This window comes from Butyrivibrio hungatei DSM 14810, from assembly GCF_900143205.1.
GTDB classification, from domain to species: domain Bacteria; phylum Bacillota; class Clostridia; order Lachnospirales; family Lachnospiraceae; genus Butyrivibrio; species Butyrivibrio hungatei.
This window is the reverse complement of sequence record NZ_FRDH01000003.1, coordinates 586,889-604,327: the sequence shown is the minus strand read 5'-3', so window position 1 is coordinate 604,327 and position 17,439 is coordinate 586,889. Positions and strand designations below refer to the sequence as shown.

General features: G+C 40.8%; 14 protein-coding genes, 7 tRNA genes and 1 riboswitch. Of the genes, 16 read left to right on the top strand and 5 right to left on the bottom strand.

All coding sequences use genetic code 11. The annotated features are described in order from the left end of the window. The first annotated feature begins 17 nt into the window (after positions 1-17). The 9 genes from BUA02_RS02845 (at position 18) to BUA02_RS02805 (ending at position 2,973) form a co-directional block, all read left to right on the top strand. On the top strand, positions 18-500 hold the full coding sequence (locus BUA02_RS02845; protein WP_071176859.1) for a metallophosphoesterase family protein: 483 nt from the start codon (positions 18-20) through the stop codon (positions 498-500). 108 nt (positions 501-608) lie between these two features. Beyond that, positions 609-683, top strand: a tRNA-Pro gene (locus BUA02_RS02840). A 77-nt stretch (positions 684-760) separates the two neighbouring features. Then, positions 761-831: transfer RNA gene (locus BUA02_RS02835), tRNA-Gly, on the top strand. Between the two features lie 63 nt (positions 832-894). Further along, positions 895-968, top strand: a tRNA-Arg gene (locus tag BUA02_RS02830). A 100-nt stretch (positions 969-1,068) separates the two neighbouring features. Continuing rightward, positions 1,069-1,142: transfer RNA gene (locus BUA02_RS02825), tRNA-His, on the top strand. A 45-nt stretch (positions 1,143-1,187) separates the two neighbouring features. Continuing rightward, positions 1,188-1,259: transfer RNA gene (locus tag BUA02_RS02820), tRNA-Gln, on the top strand. A 45-nt stretch (positions 1,260-1,304) separates the two neighbouring features. Beyond that, a tRNA-Lys gene (locus BUA02_RS02815) sits at positions 1,305-1,377 on the top strand. A 56-nt stretch (positions 1,378-1,433) separates the two neighbouring features. After that, positions 1,434-1,514: transfer RNA gene (locus BUA02_RS02810), tRNA-Leu, on the top strand. Positions 1,515-1,608: 94 nt separating this feature from the next. Beyond that, entirely contained in the window at positions 1,609-2,973 is a 1,365-nt protein-coding gene (locus BUA02_RS02805; RefSeq protein WP_072700773.1) for an MATE family efflux transporter, read from the top strand. A 364-nt stretch (positions 2,974-3,337) separates the two neighbouring features. On the opposite strand, the gene BUA02_RS02800 is transcribed toward BUA02_RS02805, so the two are convergent. Then, positions 3,338-6,040 carry a transglycosylase domain-containing protein gene (locus tag BUA02_RS02800; RefSeq protein ID WP_072700772.1) on the bottom strand — a complete coding sequence of 901 codons (2,703 nt, stop codon included), beginning with the start codon at positions 6,038-6,040 and terminating at the stop codon, positions 3,338-3,340. A gap of 127 nt (positions 6,041-6,167) precedes the next feature. Between BUA02_RS02800 and BUA02_RS02795 the strand changes: the two genes are divergently transcribed. Further along, the gene (locus tag BUA02_RS02795; RefSeq protein ID WP_071177519.1) at positions 6,168-6,800 is read left to right on the top strand and encodes a YigZ family protein; all 633 of its coding nucleotides are present in this window, start codon (positions 6,168-6,170) and stop codon (positions 6,798-6,800) included. Positions 6,801-6,866: 66 nt separating this feature from the next. Here the strand turns inward: BUA02_RS02795 and typA are convergent, their stop codons facing one another. Next, positions 6,867-8,699 (bottom strand): translational GTPase TypA, encoded by a 1,833-nt coding sequence (gene typA / locus BUA02_RS02790; protein ID WP_072700770.1) that lies wholly within the window; start codon positions 8,697-8,699, stop codon positions 6,867-6,869. Between the two features lie 207 nt (positions 8,700-8,906). Between typA and BUA02_RS02785 the strand changes: the two genes are divergently transcribed. The 5 genes from BUA02_RS02785 to hisA all read left to right on the top strand — a co-directional run bounded on the left by BUA02_RS02785 (position 8,907) and on the right by hisA (position 14,480). Next, entirely contained in the window at positions 8,907-10,340 is a 1,434-nt protein-coding gene (locus BUA02_RS02785; protein ID WP_072700768.1) for a TldD/PmbA family protein, read from the top strand. Between the two features lie 14 nt (positions 10,341-10,354). Then, positions 10,355-11,629: a metallopeptidase TldD-related protein gene (locus tag BUA02_RS02780; protein WP_072700766.1), complete on the top strand. Its 1,275-nt coding sequence runs from the start codon at positions 10,355-10,357 to the stop codon at positions 11,627-11,629. Between the two features lie 111 nt (positions 11,630-11,740). Continuing rightward, positions 11,741-11,913, top strand: a riboswitch (Lysine riboswitch). A 103-nt stretch (positions 11,914-12,016) separates the two neighbouring features. Beyond that, positions 12,017-12,907 (top strand): 4-hydroxy-tetrahydrodipicolinate synthase, encoded by an 891-nt coding sequence (dapA, locus tag BUA02_RS02775; RefSeq protein WP_072700764.1) that lies wholly within the window; start codon positions 12,017-12,019, stop codon positions 12,905-12,907. Between the two features lies 1 nt (position 12,908). After that, a complete protein-coding gene (dapB, locus tag BUA02_RS02770; protein ID WP_072700762.1) occupies positions 12,909-13,664 on the top strand; it encodes a 4-hydroxy-tetrahydrodipicolinate reductase in 756 nt (251 codons plus the stop codon). Between the two features lie 42 nt (positions 13,665-13,706). Next, positions 13,707-14,480, top strand: coding sequence for a phosphoribosylformimino-5-aminoimidazole carboxamide ribotide isomerase (gene hisA, locus BUA02_RS02765; RefSeq protein ID WP_072700760.1), 774 nt, complete (start codon positions 13,707-13,709; stop codon positions 14,478-14,480). A gap of 169 nt (positions 14,481-14,649) precedes the next feature. Here hisA and BUA02_RS02760 read toward each other — a convergent pair whose 3' ends face one another. After that, the gene (locus tag BUA02_RS02760) at positions 14,650-14,850 is read right to left on the bottom strand and encodes a cold-shock protein (RefSeq protein ID WP_013281837.1); all 201 of its coding nucleotides are present in this window, start codon (positions 14,848-14,850) and stop codon (positions 14,650-14,652) included. Between the two features lie 275 nt (positions 14,851-15,125). Here BUA02_RS02760 and BUA02_RS02755 point away from each other — a divergent pair, with 275 nt between their 5' ends. Further along, entirely contained in the window at positions 15,126-15,410 is a 285-nt protein-coding gene (locus BUA02_RS02755) for a YerC/YecD family TrpR-related protein (protein WP_071176850.1), read from the top strand. A gap of 703 nt (positions 15,411-16,113) precedes the next feature. On the opposite strand, the gene BUA02_RS02750 is transcribed toward BUA02_RS02755, so the two are convergent. Both BUA02_RS02750 and BUA02_RS02745 read right to left on the bottom strand, forming a co-directional pair. Further along, complete coding sequence (locus BUA02_RS02750; RefSeq protein WP_071176848.1) at positions 16,114-16,569, bottom strand: bactofilin family protein; 456 nt, start codon at positions 16,567-16,569, stop codon at positions 16,114-16,116. 16 nt (positions 16,570-16,585) lie between these two features. After that, positions 16,586-17,365: a murein hydrolase activator EnvC family protein gene (locus BUA02_RS02745; RefSeq protein WP_072700758.1), complete on the bottom strand. Its 780-nt coding sequence runs from the start codon at positions 17,363-17,365 to the stop codon at positions 16,586-16,588. Positions 17,366-17,439 lie beyond the last annotated feature (74 nt).

Genomic DNA, 17,439 nt, shown 5'->3' with positions numbered 1-17,439 from the left:
CAGCGGGGAGTTTTGGAATGCGTAAGTACTTGATCGTTAGTGATACACATGGGAGAGATGATAATTTTTATGACGTTTTGGACATAGAAGAGCCATTAAATGGAATCATCCATTGCGGAGATTTTGAGGGCTCTGAAGGCAAGTATGCGCTTGCTGCAAATTGTCCGGTTTATTTCGTTGCAGGCAATAACGATTTTTTCTCGAACTTGAGTAGAGAGCTGGAGTTTAAACTTGATGGCCACACTTTTTTTGTAACTCACGGACATAACTACATGGTAAGTATGGATCTTGAGTATATTAGGAGCGAAGGAATATCAAGAGGAGCAGATATTATTTGTTTTGGACACACACATAAACCGGTGGCAAAAATTATTGGCGGAGTGTATGTGTTCAATCCTGGCAGTCTTTCTTACCCAAGACAGGAGGGCCGAAGACCAAGCTACATCGTGCTTTCAGTGGATGATAACCATGAAATAGAATATGAAATAAAGTACTTATAAGAACGCAAAAAAACTTAGAAAAAACTTGAAAAAATGTGTTGACATTGTAGTGAAAATCATTATATAATAAATCTCGCGTTACGGCTTAGGGCATAACGCAAAGCGAGACGGGGTGTGGCTCAGTTTGGCTAGAGCACCTGCTTTGGGAGCAGGGGGTCGCAGGTTCGAATCCTGTCACCCCGACTTTTAAGAAATATCACTGGTTGATTTTTCTTAAAGCCGGTGAGTTTCTTAATTTACATATAGAATGTGATTTACATGCGGGTGTAGTTCAATGGTAGAACACTAGCCTTCCAAGCTAGATACGTGGGTTCGATTCCCATCACCCGCTTGAGCAAAGTACTTGGTACGATGCTTGGGTACAGAGCACTTTTACAATGAGTATCTGTTACATGTGTCCGTAGCTCAGCTGGATAGAGCAACGGCCTTCTAAGCCGTGGGTCGGGGGTTCGAATCCCTTCGGGCACATTTGAACACTTGGAAGATTAAAATCTTATCATGTGTAAGCCATGGGGTTGTACTTGATTAGCAAATATGGAATAGTACAAATCCCTTTTTGTTTATTATGGTGGCTATGGCGCAGTTGGTTAGCGCGCCAGATTGTGGTTCTGGAGACCGTGGGTTCGAGTCCCACTAGCCACCCTATTTGTAATTGCTCCAGCGAGATGCGCAAAGCTCTTACAATCTTGGGCTATCGCCAAGCGGTAAGGCACAGCACTTTGACTGCTGCATACGACGGTTCGAATCCGGCTAGCCCAGCTAGGTGTGACGGAGTTATGCACCGAAGAAGTACAAATATGATATGGGATATTAGCTCAGGTGGTAGAGCACTTGACTTTTAATCAAGTTGTCGGGGGTTCGAATCCCCCATGTCTCATTATTTAAAACCTTGGAAATTTTCCGAGGTTTTAATTACATAACGGCAAGTATTATGCGGATGTGGCGGAATTGGCAGACGCGCTAGATTTAGGTTCTAGTGTCCCCGACGTGCAGGTTCAAGTCCTGTCATCCGCATTTTGTTTATGATTAGGTGGGAAGTGTATTGCTTTCCACATTTTTTTTGCGTAATAATAGTAGTGTGTTGTTTTTTTATATGGAGATCTAAATTATGGAAAGTACCAAGAATAAAGTCATAAATGGTCCTATCTGGACCAGTATGTTGTCATATTTCTTTGCTTTGATGCTCGGAGCATTTTTTCAGCAGTTATACAATACGGTAGATGCGGTGATAGTAGGTAGAGTAGTTGGCCCTGATGGACTAGCTGCTGTAGGAGGATCTGCAGCAACAGTTGTGAACCTGTTTGTTGGTTTCTTTATTGGACTTTCATCTGGTGCGACAGTTGTAATTGCTCAGTTCTATGGAGCAAGCCGCACAGAAGAGGTTTCTAAGGCAGTTCATACAGCTATTGCTTTGGCTATCTTAGGAGGTGCTGCTATTACAGTTATAGGCCTTGCTACAGCGGGATGGGTCATTGATATCATGAAGACACCATCAGAGATTGTAGATGCTTCAGCAGTGTATTTAAGGATCTATTTCATTGGCATGATACCAAACCTTGTATACAACATGGGGGCAGGTATTTTAAGGGCTGTAGGAGACTCTAAGAGGCCTCTGATAGTGCTTATCATTAGTTGCTTTGCAAATATCATCCTGGATATGTTTTTTGTCATTGGACTTGGTATGGGAAAAGTCAGTGTTACCATGGGTGTTGTTGGTGTCGCTGTTGCAACAATACTATGTCAGCTGATTAGCGCTATTATCGTCCTCATTATGCTGGTTAAAAGTAATGACACGTATAAACTAGCCATAAATAAAATACGCCTCGATATGGGCATGCTAAGGCGTATAATTCGCATAGGTCTTCCAGCAGGTATTCAGTCAACTATGTACACCCTTTCAAATATGTTGATACAGACATCTATCAATGAACTTGGTAAGGAGTATACAGCAGCTTGGGCAGCTTACGGAAAGATAGATATTCTGTTCTGGATGACCATAAGCAGTCTTGGCACTTCGGTTACAACCTTTGCAGGTCAGAACTTTGGTGCGGGCAAATATGATAGAGTACATAAGAGCATGAGAACAGCCTTTATCATAGCTCTTACAATAACAATTCCTCTTAGCTACTTATTGTACTGGCACGGCGACATCCTTCTTAGAATCTTCGTAGAAGACGTCAACGTAATTTATGTAGGGATCCAGATGATACGCTTCCTTGCACCTTTTTATTTCACTTACATCGGTGTAGAAGTCTTCTCCGGAGTCCTCCGCGGAATGGGAACAGCCTTTGTACCAATGATCATCACGTTAGGCGGTATTTGCATCCTTCGTGTAGCCTGGATACTAATTGCCTTCCCTATAAGCAAAACAGTAGAAACTGTAGAATTTAGCTATCCACTTACCTGGATAACCACATCAGTCTTATTCTTCTTCTACTTTATCTACTACACAAGAAAGAAGAATATTAGATAAACTATTACTTAATTAAATTCAAAACATATTTTTATTAGATAAGAAAAATATAGTTAGTAAGAGAACGGTTAAGAAAATAGTTAATAAGAAAAATAGGCGATAAGACAATACAATATTTGATATTTGAATAACTGAACCAGGCAGAAGGGAATATGTAAAAAGTCCTCTGCAGAACGATTTAGTTTTTCAGTAGATACATGGCATGAAAAAATCCCTCTTAGATTTATGTTCTGAATAACATGAAATAAATCTAAGGGGGATTTTTGAATGTCTTATGTATCCTGGAAAAACTATCGGAGTTCTGCAGAGGACTTTTTATATATCTCCTTCGTCCGGTACCAATACGTAAACTCAGCGTCCGGTATTAGTTACCAGCTGCTACATCCTCTGGTACTGCTTCGGCAGGTGGTTGCTCAGCGGCTGCTTCTGGATTGGCCTGAGCTGCAGCAGCCTGTGCTGCGGCTTGCTCCTGAGCTAAGATACCATCAATACCTTCCTGCATCATAAATTCATATGTATGGTGACAAGTATTAAGTACCTGAGTTGTGTTTCCGTTTTCATCTGTAACAGTAGTATATGCTGAGTTAGCAGGTGTGTAATCTACAAATCCTGACTGAAGTGCTGGTGGAACTTCTGGAGTAAGCTCAAATACGCCTGTTGTCTTGAATGGACAGTTCTCAGTAGCTGGAAGACCATCAATAGCACACATTGTACCAGCATAGTGTACATCGCAGCTTGCTGTAGGAACTGTGCCCTCCTCAAAGTACTCAGTGTAAAGAGTTCCGTCACAGAGCCCGGCAATCGGCTGTTTACCAGATCTAGAACATACTGTAGCAGAAACAATTCCATCAGGAACTGAGAATGATGAGTATGGAAGATCTTCATGTATCTTGGACATAACCTTACGCCACATAGTCTTGGAGAAGTTCTTTTCAGCAGAATCTTTCATCTTGGCGTTGTTGTCGTAACCTGTCCATGTAGTTGCTGTGTAGTAGTTAGTGTAGCCTGCAAACCAAACGTCTACGTAATCAGATGTTGTACCTGTCTTACCTGCAATAGCAGTAGTGCCAAAGTTAACAGATGAACCAGTACCACCATTTACAACGTCCTGCATTGCACTTGTAAGGAGGAATGCTGTTGTCTCCTTGAGGATACGCTTTGATTTAGCTTCTGTATTATCAAGGATAACGTTTCCATCATGGTCTACAACCTTTGTATAAAGCTTAGGCTCGATATATACACCACCGTTTGCAATAGCGGCATATGCGGCGTTAAGCTCGTAGTTCTTTACACCCTTTGTAAGTCCTCCAAGTGCAGTTGCCTGCTGGATATCGGAGAAAGGCTTACCATTTATGACTTCGTGCTCTACAAGAGTTGAGAAGCCAAAGTTCTTGAGATAGTCAAACGCAAGCTGAGGAGTGATAAGAGTGATAGCTTCAACTGCGATTACGTTCATGGAATCTCTGATAGCTGTTCTTACATTGTTGAGACCTCTGTATTCTGATCCCCACCAGTTTCTAACAAGTGTTCCGTTTGAATAAGCAAATGGGGCATCATTAAATACTGTGGCAAGAGTAAGGCCTGCGCTATCAATACCAGGTGCATAGGTTGAAATAACCTTAAATGTTGATCCTGGCTGTCTGTACGAATCAGTAGCTCTGTTAAGTGTTCTGCTGGCGGTCTTTTCTCCGCGGCCACCAACCATAGCTACGATATAACCTGTGCTCTGTTCTTCAATAGTGATACAAACCTGAGGCTGAGGAGTAAGATCAATCCTCTCAGCAAGTACTGTATCGCCTTCGTTCATTACAGCTTCTTTGTAAGCCTCTATAGCAGCTTCAGCATCTTCTTTTGAACTGTAGAGCATATTGAAGTTCTTGTTCTGCTCTTTGTAATATGCTGAATACATTTCACTACTGTGGTTAGTTACTGTTCCATCAGCAGACTGAACTGAAAGCTTATAAGAAAGAAGGTATTTGGTTCCTTCTGGATAGTTGCTCTCGTCAAGATAAACATCATCACAGATCTTCTGGATCTTAGGATCCTGAGTTGAGTAGATCTTAAGACCACCGCTGTAAAGAAGTGTGTAAGCCTGAGTCTCTGTATAGCCAGCTGCCATAAGGTCCTCGAGTACTTCATTGGTAAGAGCATCTACAAAGTAAGAATTAACTGTATCGTCTCCACCTGTCTCCTGGTTAACATTTTGAATTCTGGAATATACATCATCAGCCATAGCCTGATCGTACTCAATCTGTGAAATATATCCCTGCTCAAGCATGTTTTTAAGAACCTTGTTACGACGCTCAGCATTTTTTTCTGGGTGTGTAATAGGATTGAACTTACTAGGGTTCTGAGTGATACCAGCGATAACTGCGCACTCTGAAAGAGTAAGCTCGCTAACAGGCTTGTTGAAATATCTAAGAGAAGCAGCCTGAACACCAAGTGTGTTAGAACCAAGGTTGATGGTGTTCATATAGTTGATAAGAATGTCCTCTTTAGACATGTTCTTTTCAAGCTGAATGGCAAGGTACTGTTCCTGAATCTTACGCTTAACACTCTGAAGCTTGGACTCATTGGTCCAACCGGAGAAGACGTTATTCTTTAAAAGCTGCTGAGTAATCGTACTAGCACCTTCAGAGAAGTGACCACTTGTAATACCTCTAACGGCAGCACGGATGATACCTTGAATATCAATACCGTTGTGGTCGTAGAAACGCTCGTCCTCGATAGCTACAAAAGCATGAGTAAGATTCTCTGGAACCATATCCATAGTAACTGGAATACGGTTAGAGTCAGTAGATACAAGTTTAGCAATCTGATTGCCATCAGTATCATATACAAAAGTAGAAAATCCTGAAGGAGTAACGTCGATATTACCGATATCAGGTGCAGTAGCAATGATGCCGTTGAATACACCAATACCTGCGCTTGCTCCTATGATCACAAGTCCAATGATAAGAGAAAGCATAATATATAAGCCAAAAAGGCTGAGCTTTTTACCCCATTTGCTGGTACCGGAGTTAAGCGTTTTCGCTTGTTTAACGATACCTCTTTTACCAAAATTCATATAAAAACCTCACTTTAAATCCATTTTAACCAAGTTAGTATATCATACATCCCCTATATAATAAAGAAAAGGGCTTTAAAATTAAGATTTGTAACATATGCAGGCTAAATCTGTTATAATTTTGCTCATGAGTAATTTAGAATCGTACAAAGTAGTAATTTCAGACGGAACTGGCGAGATCGTTGAAAAGAAATCCAGATTTATCGCTAATGTCTTTGCAGTAGAGAGTCAACAGCAGGCTGAGGAGAAGATTGCAGAGATCAGCAAAAAATACTGGGATGCTAGGCATAATTGCTACGCCTATGTTATTGGTAAAAACAGCGAGAACACCAGATGCAGCGATAATGGAGAACCATCAGGTACTGCGGGCAAGCCAATCCTAGAAGTTATAACTGGCGCTGGACTTACCAATACGCTGGTTATAGTAACCAGGTATTTTGGAGGGGTACTTCTTGGCACAGGCGGCCTTGTCAGAGCATATACTCAGGCAGCCCAGGCTGGAATCGCAAACTGCGAAGTGGGAGAGATGGTCTATGCTCAGAAGCTGACTATTGAAGTTGGCTACAACATGGTCAATAATGTTCAGTATTATCTTGGACAGAATGATATCTCTATTGCAGAATCCAGATATGAAGCAAATGTTCAGTTTGATATCTGCGTAAAAGAGTGTGATCTCGACAAGATAAAAAGTGGTCTCACACAAAAATGTGAAGGTCAGCTTCAGATAATAGAAGGGGACAAAGATTATTACAGACTTTGATCTTCAGATAATACGACAATCAAAAAGCCTACACCCTTAAGGTGTAGGCTTATATTATAAGTAAAATTACTGCTTCTTGAATCCAGCTCTCTTACGAAGTGTAGGATCAAGGATTCTCTTTCTGATACGAAGGCTTGTAGGTGTAACCTCAAGAAGCTCGTCTGTATCAATGAACTCGATGCACTGCTCCAGTGACATTACACGAGGTGGAACAAGTCTAAGAGCTTCATCAGAAGCTGATGTTCTTGTGTTTGTGAGGTGCTTTGTCTTACATACATTAACCTCAACGTCCTCTGACTTACCACTTGTACCGATTACCATTCCTGAGTAAACCTTGTCACCAGTCTTGATAAAGAGTGTACCACGGTCCTGAGCATTGAAAAGACCATAAGCAGTAGCTTCACCAGTCTCAAATGCGATAACAGAACCAGTCTTACGATAGTTCATATCTCCCTTGTATGGAGCATATCCGTCAAAAATAGTATTGATGATACCGTTACCCTTAGTATCTGTCATGAACTCACCTCTGTAACCGATAAGTCCACGTGATGGGATGCTGAACTCGATACGTGTATATCCGCCGTTACCAGCGCCCATGTTTACGAGCTCACCCTTTCTCTCGCCAAGCTTCTGGATAACGCTTCCTGAGAACTCATCAGGAACATCGATGTAGCACTTCTCCATAGGCTCAAGCTTGTGTCCGGCTTCATCAGTGTGATAGATAACCTCTGCCTTACTTACTGCGAACTCAAAACCTTCACGACGCATTGTCTCGATAAGAACTGAAAGGTGAAGCTCACCACGTCCTGAAACTTTGAATACGTCTGTTGAATCTGTCTCTTCTACACGAAGTGAAACGTCTGTATTAAGCTCTCTATATAATCTGTCACGAAGGTGACGGCTAGTTACGAACTTACCTTCCTGTCCAGCAAGAGGAGAGTCATTAACAATGAAGTTCATTGAGATTGTAGGCTCTGAGATCTTCTGGAATGGAATAGCAACCTGATTATCAACTGAGCAAAGTGTGTCACCGATCTTGAGATCTTCAATACCGGAAATAGCTACGATAGAACCAATCTTAGCTTCCTGAACTTCAACTCTTCCAAGACCTTCATACTCATAGAGCTTGCTGATCTTGGTCTTGATACGTCTCTCTGGCTCGTGGTGGTTGACTACTACAACTTCCTGGTTAACCTTAACAACACCGTTATCAACCTTACCTACACCGATACGTCCAACGTATTCGTTGTAGTCGATAGTGCTGATAAGTACCTGTGTGCTGGAATCTGGATCACCAACAGGAGCAGGGATGTAATTGATGATAGTATCAAGAAGAGGCTTCATATCCTTACCAGGCTCATCAAGTGAAAGAGAAGATGTTCCTGCCTTAGCTGATGCGAATACAAATGGGCAATCAAGCTGATTGTCATCTGCGCCAAGGTCCATAAGAAGCTCAAGTACTTCGTCGATAACATCATTTGGTCTAGCTTCTGGTCTGTCAATCTTGTTGATACATACGATAACTGGAAGACCAAGGTCCATAGCCTTACCAAGAACGAACTTAGTCTGTGGCATAGGTCCTTCAAAAGCGTCAACTACAAGGATAACACCATTAACCATCTTAAGAACTCGCTCAACTTCGCCACCGAAATCGGCGTGACCAGGAGTGTCGATGATGTTGATCTTGATATCTTTATATGTGATAGCAGTATTCTTGGACATGATGGTAATTCCACGCTCTTTTTCGATATCGCCGGAATCCATTACTCTCTCTACAACTTCCTGTCCTTCACGGAATACACCGCTCTGTCTAAGAAGTCCGTCAACCAGAGTTGTCTTGCCGTGGTCAACGTGGGCGATGATAGCTACGTTTCTTACATCATTTCTTGTCTGTTTCATAAAACTGTCTCCTCAAATAATTAAAACCAAACTGTTTCCAAACTAAAGTAGTATATCACGCGTTTTTTTATTCTTCAACAAAAAAATTAATAAACAATGTGTACTATATATTAATGAGAATTTTTTGAAAAAAGTGTTAATTCTATTGCTAAGGCGCATCATTTGTACATATAATGAAAAAAGTTTATGGAAAGGGGAGGAACAATAATGAAAGCTAGATTTTCATCATATTTAACTGGTATAGCACCAGGTCTTAAGAAGCTTATTGATCTTCTTGGAAAAAGTTACGATTATGTAAGCGTTCTTTCAACGGATTCTGTTGGATTTAGCATGTCAGCATCACAGAGAATGAAGAGTATTACAGGTAATACTCTTATGACAGAGAGAGGAACTGTAGTAAGGGTTTACAAAGATGGCCTCTACAGCGAATATTCTTTTAACTTGTTTGACAATGAAGATGTAGATAAATTAGCAGACAAGATAAAGAGTACTCTTGACCTTCAGCTTGAGGTATTAAAGGCTACAAATACTAAAGTGTTTGATACTGCTAAGCTTGATGACGACAAGGAAGAGCTCTTTGTTGAGATGGAAACAGAAAAGCTTCCAGAAGAAACTGATCTTAATGCACTTATGCAGAAACTTCAGGGCTTTAGTGACAAGGCAGTAGCTCTTTCGGAAGAGATCATTGACTGCACATTAAGAGCACAGTCTACACATGTTTGTAAGATGTTCCTTACAGCAAACAGAGACCTTCGCCAGAGCTACGTTTATTCAGAAGGAGCAGTCATGCTTGTTGGTGCTAGAAATGGTAGAACAGATATGGCTTACAATGGCATATCTGATAGAGAAGGTCCATCAATCTTTGATGATCTGAGCGCCGAGATCGATAAGTCATACAAAGAACTTATGGATAACCTTGGAGCAGAGAAGGTTATTCCTGGCGAGTATGAGATCATCACTACTCCAGAGGTTTCAGGACTTATTGCCCACGAAGCTTTTGGACATGGCGTTGAGATGGATATGTTTGTTAAAAAGAGAGCTCTCGGAGCAGAATATATCGGTAAGCGCGTAGGCTCCGACCTTGTAACAATGCATGAAGGTGCGAACTGCGTAAAAGATGTTGCCAGCTATGCTTTTGATGATGAGGGAACTCTTGCTGGTGATGTTATCGAGATCGACAAGGGAATCCTCAAGACTGGTGTATGCGATGCACTTGCAGCACTTCGTCTTGGAATCAAGCCTACTGGAAATGGTAAAAGAGAAAACTTCGAGCATAAGGTTTACACAAGAATGACAAACACAATGTTCGACAAAGGAAACAGCACTAAGGAAGAGATGATCGCTTCAGTTAAGAAGGGATATCTTTTATCTGGAATGTTCTCTGGAATGGAGGATCCAAAGCATTGGGGAATCCAGTGTATCATCGCAAGAGGCTATGAGATCATCGACGGTAAGCTTACCGGAAAGGTTGTAGCACCAGTTGTTCTTACTGGCTATGTGCCTGACCTTCTGGGATCAATCTCAATGGCAAGTAATGACTATGTTTCATTTGGTACTGGAGCTTGTGGCAAAGGCTACAAGGAATGGGCAAAGGTTTCAGATGGTGGTCCATATCTTAAGGCAGTAGCAAGACTTGGCTAAATGGGGAGGATGACATGACTGATAAGATTATTGAGTTATTAAGAAAGTCCAGTGCTGATGCCTGGAGCGTTACAGATAAAGTTACAGAAGCTTGGGAGTTTTATTTCATCAAACACGAACTTGATCAGAACAGAGTGCGTGACGTAGAACATATCTCAGTTACTGTATATAAGAAGCTTGAGGATGGCAAGTTCCTTGGAAAAGCAACTGAGGAGATCGCGCCTACTGCAACTGAAGAAGAGGCTGCAAAGATCATTTCAGATCTTTGCGTCAGAGCTTCTTTTGTTAAGAACCCATATTATGAGCTAAATAAAAAACAGGTAGCAGTTACAAACAAGGAATATAATCCAAAGCAGATGGCCAAAGATTATATTGAGGCCCTTCAGCAGATTCCTGAAACATCCGGCGAAGACATCAATTCATATGAGATCTTTGCTGAGTCTTGCAAGAGAAGATTTGTGAACTCTGAGGGAATTGATGTTACTATCACATATCCTAATTCAATGGTAGAAGTTGTAGTTAATGCCAGAAATAAGGATCATGAGATCGAGCTCTATCGTATGTACAAGGCAGGAACTTGTGACAAGGATCACCTGGTTAAAGAGATCACAGAAACCTTAAAAACTGGTAAGGATAGACTTGAGACTAAGCCAACTCCAGCACTTAACAAGGCTCCTGTAGTATTTTCTACAGAGGATTCAACCAAGATCTACGCTTGGGTAGCTATCAAGATGAATGCTGCTCTCAAATACGCAGGCTATTCAGATTGGGAGATAGGAAAAGAAATCCTCACTGACGTTAAGGGTGATAAGATCACCATCAAGGCTCTTAAGGAGCTTCCAAATTCATCCAAGAACTTTGCGGTTGATTCAGAAGGCGCAGAAGTTCACGATATGGATATTGTAGTAGATAATGTTGCCAAGAATTACTGGGGAGATTGTCAGAACTGCTACTATACTGGAATAAAAGATTCTTTCATTGCAGGAAACTTCGTTGCTGAAGGTGGAAACACTACTGAGTCTGAGATCAGAACAGGTTGTTACCTTGAACCAGTTGAATTTTCTGATTTCAGCGTAGATGACATCACAGGAGATATCGCTGGTGAGATCAGACTTGCTTACTATCACGATGGAGATAAGGTTACTGCTGTAACTGGAGGATCTGTTTCTGGCTCACTTGCTGAGCTTCTTAAAGATGTTAAGCTTTCTAAGGAAATGAAGCAGTACGATAGTTATCTTGTTCCTTCTGTTATCAGAATTGAGGGAGTAACCATCGCTGGCGCAGAATAACGTTACTGTTCAATACCTGAAAAGTAACAAAATAACTGCCAATAATATGGTAAAAAATGCGTATCTATTGACAGGTGCTTGACTGCTGGTGTAGTATTTAAAAAACTGAAGACAAGAGATAGAGGTTGCGTAATTCAATGAGTAATTCTGCAGATGTGTCAGGCACAGGAGAAGCAGAACAAAAGGTGAATACGCCGAAAGGCTTAGTACCTGTATGCTAAGTACTTGGGCATAAAGTAAATAGCTTTATGACTGTCATCGCAAGATGGGGCGCTATCAAACAGCTTATTATTAGTACATGCTGTAATTAGATTTGTACGGCCCATCAGAATATCTGATGGGCCTTTTCTATTGCAAATAGTGCGCCAAAGCCAGAAGGAGGGTAAAATGGCAATTTTTAAGGGAGCAGGAGTTGCAATCGCAACACCATTCAAAGAGAACGGAGAAGTGAACTATGAAGAGTTCGGAAGACTCATAGAGTTCCAGATCAAGAACGGAACAGACGCTATCATTGTTTGCGGAACCACAGGCGAGGCAGCAACCATGACAGAAGAAGAGCACATGGATGTTGTGAAGTATTGTATTGATAAGGTAAACAAGAGAATTCCTGTTATTGCAGGAACAGGTTCTAATTGTACAGAAACAGCAATAAAGCTCTCTAAGATTGCTGAAGAGTACGGTGCAGATGGAATCCTTCAGGTAACACCATATTATAACAAGGCTACACAGAATGGCCTTCTTGCACATTTTGGTGCAGTTGCAGATGCAGTTAATATTCCAATAATTTTATATAATGTTCCTAGTAGAACAGGCTGCAATATCCTTCCAGAGACAGCTGTAAAGCTTTGCAAGGAGCACAAGAATATCGTAGGTATTAAGGATGCTACAGGCAACATTGCTCAGACATCCAGAATGATGCAGCTTGCTGAAGGATGCATCGATCTCTACTCAGGAAATGATGATGAGATCGTTCCTATTATGGCTGTTGGCGGACTTGGCGTAATTTCAGTTCTTTCTAACGTAGCACCTAGGCAGACTCATGATATTTGCCAGAAATGTCTTGATGGAGACTATGCAGCAGCCAGAGAGCTTCAGTTCAAGGCGCTTCCTCTTGTGAAGGCTCTTTTCTCAGAGGTTAATCCTATCCCTGTAAAGAGTGCCCTCAAGATGATCGGCATTGAGGCTGGCCCGCTTCGCCTTCCACTTACAGAGATGGAAGAGGCTAATAAGGCTAAGCTCAAGGAAGAGATGGTAAAGTTTGGTCTGGAGGTAAGATAAGATGACAAAGATGATAATGCATGGTTGCAACGGACGTATGGGGCATGTGATCATTGATCTGGTAAAAGAAGATCCAGAGATCGAGGTAGTAGCAGGTGTAGATGCTTTTGGCGAGAATAATTATGATTTCCCGGTATTTAAGAGCCTTGCAGAGTGCAATGTAGATGCAGATGTTATCGTTGATTTTTCTAATGCATCAGCAGTTGATGGACTTCTTGATCACTGTGTAGCAATGAATATTCCTGTTGTACTGTGCTCAACAGGTCTTTCAGAGCAACAGCTTTCTAAGGTAAAAGAAACAGCTACAAAAGTAGCAGTGCTTAAATCAGCGAACATGTCTGTTGGCGTAAATGCTCTTTTAAAGGTCCTCAAGGAGGTATCACCTCTTTTTGCGGCAGCAGGCTTTGATATTGAGATCGTTGAGAAGCACCATAATCAAAAACTTGATGCTCCAAGCGGCACAGCAATTGCTCTTGCAGACAGCATCAATGAATCTCTTAATAACGAATATGAGTATGTTTATGATAGAAGCACCAGAAGAGAGAAGAGACCTGTCAAAGAGATAGGTATTTCTGCTGTTCGTGGTGGTACAATTGTAGGAGACCACGATGTTATCTTTGCTGGTCATGATGAGGTTGTAACACTTTCACACAGAGCATATTCAAGAGCTATTTTTGGCAAAGGAGCTATCGAAGCAGCTAAGTATCTTGCTGGTAAATCAGCTGGCATGTATGACATGAGCGATGTCCTTGCCTGAATGTAACCGTAGACTTAAACAAGAGATAAGGATTTACTACAGATGAACTTTAGACCTTGTATTGACATACATAACGGCAAAGTAAAGCAGATAGTTGGAAGTTCGCTTAAGGACCAAGGAGATGTAGCCAAAGAGAACTTTGTAGCAACCAAGGATGCGGCGTTCTATGCAAATATGTATAAAGCTCTGGGACTGTCTGGCGGACATATTATCCTTTTAAATCCGGTTGATAGTCCTTTCTACGAGGGAACCAAAAAGCAGGCTATAGAAGCACTTGGTGCTACGCCAGGACTACTACAGGTCGGCGGTGGTATCACAGCTGACAATGCTGCTGAATTCCTTGAAGCAGGCGCTTCCCACGTTATAGTAACTTCTTATGTGTTTAAGAATGGCAAGATAAATTTTACTAATCTAAAGAAGCTTGTTAAGGTAGTTGGAAAAGAGCATATAGTTCTTGATCTCTCCTGCAAAGCTCAGGATAATAAATATTTTATCGTAACTGACAGATGGCAGAAGATGACAGATGTTGATCTAAGTGCTGAGACTCTTGATACACTTTCTGAGTACTGCGACGAGATACTTGTTCATGCAGCTGATGTAGAAGGCAAGCGAAATGGAATAGAAGAGAATGTTGCAGCTATATTGGGGGATTGGGCTAAGCTTCCTATCACCTATGCTGGCGGTGTACATTCAATTTCTGATATCAAGCAGCTTAAAAAACTTGGTAAAAACAAGATAGATGTAACAGTAGGCAGTGCCCTTGAAATCTTTGGCGGCTCACTGAAAATAGAAGATATAGTAAAGGCTTGCCAGTGACATGCTTTTAACTAAAAACTGATACCTTTCGGGTAACGAAAAAAAGAGATATCGATTGAATCGATATCTCTTTTCTCTTAATCATTGGTACAATATTGCAAATTCAAAATATATATATACTTAGAATAAGGCACTTTGTAGTCTGATTAATAGCGCTTAATTCCTAGAATTAAAGCTTGTTTACGTTTACGGCCTGAGGTCCCTTTTCGCCCTGGATTACATCATACTCTACAGAAGCGCCCTCTTCGAGAGACTTGAAACCTTCCATGTTGAGTCCTGAATAATGTACGAATACATCATTTCCAGCCTCGTCTGAGATGAAGCCGTAACCCTTCTGGTTGTTGAACCACTTAACAGTACCTTTGTTCATTGTAATACCTCCACTAAAAATAAAAAATAATCGTCCTGTTGTAATAGTACACTACCACAACAAATTTAGATTATCACAGTTAAATCCAAAAGTAAAGCGCATTTTTTGGTATTTTGCGTACATTCATTACAATTTTTAGTGCTTTTTCGAGTTTTTTATGTCGCCTCTTTACTTTAAAAGGTTAGAGTGTTAAAATATTTAAGCACAAAAGTTTTTTTGACGAAAAACTGTTAATTATGATGGGGTAAAAAAACTAGAATGGAGGAAATGGCAACATGAACAAGAAGATTAGAACAGATGCAGTAGATCACCTGTTTGACGCAATACTATGCCTTCAAAATAAAGAGGATTGTTATAGCTTTTTTGAAGATCTTTGCACAGTAAATGAGCTTCTTTCTCTTTCACAGAGATTTGAAGTTGCATCAATGCTCAGAGATCACAAGACTTATCTTGAGATTGCAGAAAAAACAGGAGCTTCTACAGCTACTATTAGTAGAGTTAACCGTTCACTTAACTACGGCGACGACGGCTACGAATTAGTCTTCGAAAGAATGCAGTGATTGGTTTACGAGTTTGATGGTATGAAGGTTTATCCTTCGCTCTATAGTATTTTTTGCAGGATGCATAAAACATTCAAAAAGACTGAGAAAATTTGCTTCACATTCGTTCAGAATGCAAATTTTCCCAGTCTTTTTTCATGCTATGCATCAGCTGCAAAAAATAAATCGCTCACGCTAAACCTTTATACTCATCAAACGCTTGAACAAGTTTTTGCATTTTTAGATTAGATAGTGATGGTACCAAATGTGTAAAACGACAATGATTAGTATTACTGGAGTGGATGGCTGTGGTACCAAACAAGGAAAAGACTGATGAATAGTATTACCTGAATTGATGGAGGTAATACTAAACAAGAATAAAAGTGAGGGTTAGTATTGCTCAAATAAATGGCGAGTGATACTAATCAAGCGAGAAATTGAGGATTAGTATTGTTGAGGTGAATGCTAGTGGTACCAAACAAGGGAATTGATAATTTATAGTATTACTAGCGAACAGTGAGATATGGTTTAAAAGCTTGGATTGAGTGATTTATTTTTTGTAGTTGATACATGGCATGAAAAATCCCCAGATAGATTTATGTTTTGAATAACATGAAATAAATCTATCTGGGGATTTTGAATGCTTTATGTATCCTACAAAAAATACTATGGAGCTCAAGACGAGCTTTTAAACCATATCACACGTCCGGTATCACTACCTAAATTACTTATTCTCTTCCTCAGAAGCTGAAGCGTTAGATGATTCTTTGTCAGCTACGGCACGTTCTTTGGCGACTTCAGCTGAGTTCTTGTCGATTCCGGTCATTTCACATTTGCCTTGGAATACAGCGTTCTCGTCGATGATGATACCCTTGCAAGTGATGTCACCGATAACTCTTCCTGTGTCACTGATCTCGATCTTGCCCTGTGATGCTGTGATGTTACCATTAACTTCACCAGCTACATATACGTTAAGAGCTGAAATTGTACCAATAACCTTGCCTTCCTGGCCAATGATAAGAGCACCGCTTACTGTTACGTTACCTTTGATAGTTCCATCGATTCTTGTTGAATCCTTTGTTGTAAGAGGACCATCGATTACAGCGCCAGGGCCAATGATGGTTCCTACCTGCTCTAAAAGAGTATTATCCTCAGTAGAGTCTTTCTTGTTTCCGAACATTTTATTTCCTCCAATTTTAACCGTTGATCTCTATAAGCTCTTCAGGATCCACATACTTGTCATCCTGCATTATCTGATAACCTAAAGTGGTATCATTGCCTACAACAAAAAGAATGTTGCCTCTAGCTATTTCATCACCTTCAGAAACTAAAGGATCTCCAGAGTACCTATATATAGAGATATAGCCATTTCCGTGGTCTATAGTGACTGCATTGCCAAATTTGGCATCGGTTGTCACAGACAAAACAGTACCGGTACCGGCAGCGATGATGTTGCTTCCTGATGCTGCTTCAAAAAGAACGATAGGATTACCTACTGCATCGTCTTTGTTATCATCTGTGATCTTTGTAATAGTAGTTGAATTAGTGTCGTCTACAGCATTTGTCATAGAAGCGGTTCCTGTTAAAGGAAATCCTGATGGAATAGCAAGGGTTTCGGCCTCTTCAGCAGACTGCTGCTCATTCTCAAGTCTAAGATTAAGAGCTGCTCTTAATTGCTGTTCCTCTGTGACAAGTTTTTCGTTTGAAGCTTCCAGAGTGCTGTTCTGAGTTTGGAGATCTTCAATCTGGAACTTCTGTTCAGCCTGTATTGTCTTTAGATTATGTATGGTCATTGCTGAAAAGATTATGTAGCAAAGAAGCACTAATGCTACTACGAAAGCAGTGTAAGCAAGAAGCTGTGTCTTAAAATGATTCAGATGGAGACGCTTTGTTGTTCCGTCTGAGTCACCTGAGATAACCATAAAGGTATAGTGCCTCTTGTGTCTGTGCTTTCTGGGCTTTTGTTCTGCGCTCATATTCACCTCCGACTAACAAGCTATTTTATCATAATTGCCACAAAGTATGCAAGAACCCCTGCAAGCCACAATTT